This window comes from bacterium (assembly GCA_028821235.1).
In the GTDB taxonomy this organism is placed as follows: Bacteria; Actinomycetota; Acidimicrobiia; order Spongiisociales; family Spongiisociaceae; genus Spongiisocius.
Genome location: JAPPGV010000093.1, coordinates 1 through 6,609 on the forward strand (window position 1 = coordinate 1; position 6,609 = coordinate 6,609).

Consider the following 6,609-nt stretch of genomic DNA (forward strand, 5'->3'; position numbering starts at 1 on the left):
GCACACTCACCATGAGTCCTCCAGAACCAGCCAACCTCCGCCCGAGACCATTTAAGCGCCAAACCGACCACAAATCAAGAGCAAAAGCCAAAATGAACCCTTCCGATGTGAGCCCCGCTGCCGCTCGATCTCGTAGCCGATCTTGCCCAGCAATCTCAACACATCGCGCGTCTTGAGCGCGGGATACCTACTTGCAGGAATCGCCATAGGCTCAACCTACCTCCAGCCAGCACCTTCTACGATCCTAAGCCTGTAGTACTAGTTTGCTCACATTACTTTGCGTAGATCGTTCGCGTATCTAGTTCGCCAGTCGGGGGCGTGCATCACCCCGTATAGGCCCGCTGGTTGCATCGATGCCTCGCTGGCCGGGCAGAGAACCGGCCTGTTCGAGGAGTCGTTCCGATACCTCACGGATGGGTTCCATCACCCGCACACCACGCACACCATGCCCGGGGGTTGTACAGGAATCGTGTGACAGTTTCCGACTCGCGGGTGTGGTGCTCGCCGTCGTGTTGGCCTGGGATGGTTACCATCATGCTGCGCCGACACCGACCAGCAAGGAGCAAATGAGCGAGTCCGGCAGTCCCAGGGGGTTGAGTGACGCACTCGCTGAGATCGTGGACGATCACGACCAGCAAAAGCAGACGTTCGTTGATCCGGGGCGCTTGGTCGGTGATGTCATTCAGATCGACTACACGACAGCCGACTTTCTCTTGCACGACAGCGCTAGGCAGGCCGTAGGCGGCGTGCAGCAGGGATGCCTGCTGGTCGCCGTGAGGCTCGGCGAAGACGACCTTCCTGACCCGGGCGCGCCCCGCCTGCTGCTACGGGTGGTATCGAGCACCCCGCTGCCGAATGACATGTCGATGCGGCAGGCCCGCTTCGACGCTGCCCAGCGAGTGGCGGACAGCACCGGGAACTGGGATGACAGCGACGTGACGGACCTGTTCACCTTGAACTTGATGAGGTATTCAGGGGTGAGTTGCCGGATTCTCGGGATGTACCAGCCGCTGGACGACAGCGACGCCCAGTGGCGGTTCAGCAGCGACGTGGACAACTTCTACAGCGGGCGGGGCCTGAAGGTGCACAAGCCCACCGGCGATGACCTGGAGCAGATCGTCAACAGCGCCAGCCGAGCCGACGATGGGACCCAGATCACCAAGATCGGCCACGTCCGCTATGCCACGGCGACGCCTCCTGACGCGGCCGCGGTGAATATCTCGGCTGGGGACTTCGTCGCTCAACGCACAGCCCTCTTTGGGATGACCCGCACCGGAAAGTCGAACACCGTCAAGATCATCGCCAGCGCCGTGTTCGAGATGCGACAGCATGAGGACGGCACCCGAGTCGGGCAGATCATCTTCGACCCGGACGGCGAGTACGCCAACGCCAATCCCCAGGACCAAGGCTGCCTGCGCAATGTGGGCAACCACGAGTGGGCAGGTCCCAACGACGTGGTCACCTATGGGTTGCACCCCCACCGGCACGACCCTAACCGGAAGATCACCAAGTTCAACTTCTACGGTGAGCGCGAACCCGTCGGCCCCCCGGACCGCAACGACGCCAGCGACTCCCTAAGCAGCCTGACCCAAGGCAAACAGATACTCGACAACTACCTATCGGGCGAGACCGCCGGGTACATCAAGCCCTTCGTGAGCCAGGACATGGTGCCGCCGCAGAACCCCGCAGACCACAGCGCCTGGACCAGGTACCGCAGAGCGCTGCTCATCTATCGAGCGATACTCGCCGCCGCTGGGTACGGAGCCCCGAGCTATGCCCCGGACACAAGAGGCCTCTTCAACAAGCACCTCAGAGAGGCCATGGGCCGAAGCGACGCCATGAGGAACTTCGTTAACGAGTCCGAAGTGTCGTTGAAGACCTGGCCGAGGGCCGGAGACTTCGCGCGAGCGATGTCAGAGTTCGTAGACACCAAGGATTTCCGTGACTTCGACAGCGCCTATGAACGCAGAGGAGGCAAGAAGTGGTCCGACAGCCGGCTTCTGGATCTGCTCAAGATCTTCTCCAACACCCGCGGCCTGAACGTGCTGAGGTCCGCTCGTGTCTGGCATGACCCGGCGGCTAGATCGAACTACACAGACGAGATTGTGAAGCATCTCCAAGCCGGCCGACTGGTGATTGTGGACCAGTCCACCGGCGATCCGCAGATGAACGAGGCGGCCGCCCGCGATGTGATGCGGGCCATATTCCGGACTCAGCAGCACGCATTCATCAATCCACAGCCGGTGGGACCCACTGGCGAACTCTCCGAGCCCCCGGCGGTGATCGTCTACGTAGAGGAGGCTCACACCCTGCTGCCACGCGACAGCAACGACATGTCCGATATCTGGGTGAGGGCCGCCAAAGAAGGGGCGAAGTTCAACATCGGCATCGTGTACTCGACCCAGGAGCCGTCATCGGTTCATGCGAACATCCTGAAGAACACCGAGAACTGGTTCATAGCCCACCTCAACAACACCGATGAGACCCGCCAGCTCGCCAAGTTCAACGACTTCGCGGACTTCACGGACGGAATCATCGCTGTCAACGAGGTTGGCTACGTGAAGATGAAGACCCGCTCCAGCCGGTTCACGGTCCCGGTACAGATCGATGAGTTCGAAGCCCCGACAATCGGGACCGGCCCCTAGAGTGCCGTACGAAGGTGAGTACGCCACGGGCCACACACTGGCCCGACTAGTCGACAACCCGGCTGTCCGCGACTTCGACGGCGAGATCAAGAAGTCGGCATCCACGAAACCTGTAGCCCTGCCCTCCATGATCGCGCCGCACCGCGGGTCGGCGAGAGTGAAGTCCCTCATTGCCATAGACGGCTCGACTGTGACATCGAGGGTCGAGAACGGCCACCCGGGAGCAGAAGCCTCCCTGCTGAACATCGCCGCGGTCGTAATCGCGTTGGCAGATCTGCGGGAACTCGCCCGAATGGGCAGGAGCGCCACCGATCCCATCCCGAGCCCCGCCGCCGTTAGAACGCTCGAACAGTGCCACACTCTCAGCGCTGTGCTACCCGGACGCAATGTCATAGGCAAGTCCGCCGACGCGGACACCCCCAAGAGGTTCTTCCGACAAGTCGTGCACCGCGAGATCAGCGGAGCGACCCTCTCCGGCGACCACGAGACCCTGCTGGGGACGCTGCGAGCCATCACCAACGACCGGTCGGCCCCCATCCAATGCCCCGGCGAGTTCTGCGACCAGCAGGTAACCCCGCGGTTTGACCTGACGAACTGTGAAGCGTGTGGAGAGACGGTGTACCCGTCGGACTCGCTGCGCTGCCACGAGAGGTTCGAGGACTACGGCAGCAGCGAGCAGGCTTTCACGATGGTGCGGATCGTTGTAGAGCACCTGTCCATGGTCAACCTGATCCGCTGGTTCGAGCGCCACGACCGGTTAGATGTGCTCGACGGGATCGGATTCATTATGGACGGCCCGCTCGCCATCTTCGGCATGGCGGCGTGGCTCAAGAAGCACATACAAGACGAACTAGCCCGGCTCCACCGACTCTCCCTGTACAAGGGCGGCGCGGGCGTGCTCCTCTTAGGAGTCGAGAAGAGCGGAATGTTCATGGACCACCTTGAGACCCTTGACTGGTCCGCAGCCCGAGGAGAGCGCGGCCGACTGCAGCCGGGCGCGGTGATGGCCCCGACGTTCAGCTACATCCACCAACACATCGCTCTACGACCGCTGGACGCCAAGCCCTACGGGCAGGCGACCTACTACGGCCGACACCTGATGTACAAGTCGCAGGGCGGACAGCACGCTGCTTTGACGCTGCCGATCGTCAACGCTCAGGGAGCAGACCAGGCATGCGTGGAGGGGATCGCCTACCCGCGCGCTGGTGACGCCTTGGACCTCATCGACGAGTTGGGCACCCACCTCTACAAGGACGGGTTCGCCCCACTGGCGCGGGCTCATCTGCATGCCGCCGTGCCGCTGCGCCGCGGCACAGAGATACTGGCCTCAATCTTCTCGGACCGATGACAGCCGCCTCAATAAAGCCAGCACCCGACTGCAGCGTAGGGTTCGCCACTCCCGAGGCCCGATGGGCTCGTCTGGGTCCCTACTACGCCATGTTCCCCTTCAGATTCGCCCAGGACGCCATAGGCCGCTTCACCCACCCCGGAGACCTGGTCTTAGACCCCTTCTGCGGCCGAGGAACCGTCCCCTACGCCGCCATGGTCGCTGGCAGGGATGCCCTCGCGTGCGAGATCAACCCGGTCGCCTGGGTGTACGCCGCGACCAAAACAGCCCCCGCCCCCGACCCGGAGACAGTGAAACAGCGCATCCGAGGCATCTCCGAGTCCGCCTCGCTGGAGGACAGCGAGCCCACATCGGAGTTCCAGGCACTCGCGTTCTGCCCGACCGTTCTTCGGTTCCTACGCGCCGCTCGCCGCGAGCTGCAATGGCGACATGACACCACCGACAGAACAGTCGCCGCGTTGATCCTCCACTACCTGCACAGCAAGATCCCCCAGGGACTCTCGAACCAGATGCGACACTGCCGGGCCATGTCGCCGGGCTACTGCGTGCGCTGGTGGAAGGACAACGGCTACGAGACGCCGCCCGAAGTCGAGCCCGTCAGCTTCCTCAACGCCAGAGTCGACTGGCGCTACCGCAAAGGGATCCCCGAAAGGTCCCACAGCCCCGGCGTGACCGTGTCCCTCGGCGACTCCGCCACCGACATGGCACCTGCGGCCAAGCCCGCCCGGCTAATTGTGACATCACCCCCGTACAGCGCGGTCACCGACTACCGAGCCGACAGCTGGCTGAGGCTGTGGGCAATCGGAGAGGGCCCCGCACTGCCAAAGTGGGATACCAAGCAGAAGTACGTCGACATCGTCGCGTACCGGACAATGCTGCGCCGCGTGTTCTCAGCAACGGCACAGAGAGCCCACCCCGACGCCGCGTGGCTGGTGCGCTGCGACGCCCGCGAGCGAACGTTCAACGTGGTCCTCCCGATTCTCGCCGAGATCGCTAGCGGCCGAGACGTAGATGTGACCCCGGCCCCGTTCCGCCGACCCACCCAGACTTCGCTATACGGCGACCGGGCCGCGAAACCCGGAGAAATGGACCTACTCGTGCTCCCCAGAACCACGACAGGCCGAGCCGTAGCAGCGTGGCCCGCGGCCTAGGCCAAGACGCGGCGACTTCCCCGGGATGGGAGCCGAGACCTGCCATTCCGTCCACTCCTGCAAACCCCCTTATCGTCACATCAGGAGGAGTCAATCACCCGACGGGGAGATCGTCTGGTACACGCCGCCTGTTGACGTTGACCTGTGCCCCTGCGTCGGTCAGAGTTGAAGTTCCTCCGCCTTTAGGGGAGTGTCACCGAGCGTTGATCGATTTACTTGGGGTTGGTGTATTGTGCCCAGGTTTCCATGAGTTGGCGGCGGCGTTGGAGGAGGTCGCTGCGGGCGTATGCTTGTTCGGCGGCGTTGCCGATGCGGTGTGCTAGGGATGCTTCTGCTACTTCGCGGGGGATGCCTTGTTCGCCGCACCAGTCTCGGAATGTGCTGCGCATGCCGTGGAGGGTGCCTTCGAGGTTGAGGCGTGTGGGTAGTTTGGTGAGGACCCATGATGGGATCTGCTCGCCGGTTTTGGTGGGGAATATCCAGGGGCTGCCATCGGAGTGGCGGCGGGCTTCGGCTAGCACGCCGATGGCTTTTTCGGATAGGGGTACTCTGTGTTGGCGGGCGGCTTTCATCCTTTGGGCTGGGATTGTCCAGGTGGCTGTGTTGAGGTTGATCTCGGACCAGGTGGCGCCTCTTACTTCTGTTGAGCGTGCTGCTGTGAGTACTAGGAACTCGAACGCCAGCCGTACCGTCAGCGGGTGTGCGGACTGGCGGACTGTGGCCAACGCGTCGGCGACTTGGTGGTGTGGCAGCGCGCGGTGATGTTTCCTGCCGACGCTGTTCTGTTTGGGTAGTGCTGCTGTGACGGCGTCGGCGGCGGGGTTGTCAGATCGGTGGCCTTCGGCGATGGCCCATTTCATGATCGCGCTGATCCGTTGACGTACTCGTTTGGCTGTTTCTGGTTTGGTGGTCCAGATCGGCACGAGGCATGCCATCACGTCTGCGGTGGTGATTTCGTGTACCCGTTTGGTGCCGATCAGTGGTGTGGCGTAGGTGGCGAGGCTGGAACGCCATTGGGCTTCGGATTTTCCGCCTGGTTTCCATTTGCCGGCGTGTAGGGAGATCACGGCTTCCGCAGCCGCCAGGAATGTGGGGATCTGGTCTGGGTGGAGTCTGGTGGGGTCGCCGCCTGCTCTGGCTGTTCTCTTGTATTCGAAGGCTTTGGCGCGTGCTTCGGCCAGGGTCACGTAGGGGTAGCCGCCGAGGCCGAGGTCTCGTCGGCGGCCGCTGATGGTTCCGCGCCATATCCATTGTTTGGATCCGGTGGGTTGGACTCGGAGGATGAGGCCGTGTTGGTCGCCGTATTTGCCTGGCTTGGTGACTGATCGTACGAACGCTGCGGTGAGTTTGGGCAATTCCCTCTCCTTAGTATCCCACTATGTGTCCCACATCAGATTGAAACTACCTGTGACGGGACGGGTTGTCAAGGAACAACCGACGCCGTGCCAACGCACGTGACTCGGTG

General features: G+C 62.6%; 4 protein-coding genes. 3 read left to right on the forward strand and 1 reads right to left on the reverse strand.

Annotation, left to right across the window (positions count from 1 at the left end; translation table 11 throughout):
• Positions 1 to 566: 566 nt before the first annotated feature.
• The 3 genes from OXK16_10945 to OXK16_10955 are packed head-to-tail and all read left to right on the forward strand — an operon-like array spanning position 567 to position 5,144.
• Complete coding sequence (locus OXK16_10945) at positions 567 to 2,645, forward strand: DUF87 domain-containing protein (protein MDE0376466.1); 2,079 nt, start codon at positions 567 to 569, stop codon at positions 2,643 to 2,645.
• A gap of 1 nt (position 2,646) precedes the next feature.
• A complete protein-coding gene (locus OXK16_10950; GenBank protein ID MDE0376467.1) occupies positions 2,647 to 3,993 on the forward strand; it encodes a hypothetical protein in 1,347 nt (448 codons plus the stop codon).
• Positions 3,990 to 5,144, forward strand: coding sequence for a DNA methyltransferase (locus OXK16_10955; protein ID MDE0376468.1), 1,155 nt, complete (start codon positions 3,990 to 3,992; stop codon positions 5,142 to 5,144). The genes OXK16_10950 and OXK16_10955 overlap by 4 nt, the downstream gene beginning before the upstream one ends.
• A 212-nt stretch (positions 5,145 to 5,356) precedes the next feature.
• On the opposite strand, the gene OXK16_10960 is transcribed toward OXK16_10955, so the two are convergent.
• The gene (locus tag OXK16_10960; GenBank protein MDE0376469.1) at positions 5,357 to 6,499 is read right to left on the reverse strand and encodes an integrase arm-type DNA-binding domain-containing protein; all 1,143 of its coding nucleotides are present in this window, start codon (positions 6,497 to 6,499) and stop codon (positions 5,357 to 5,359) included.
• Between the last annotated feature and the right edge of the window lie 110 nt (positions 6,500 to 6,609).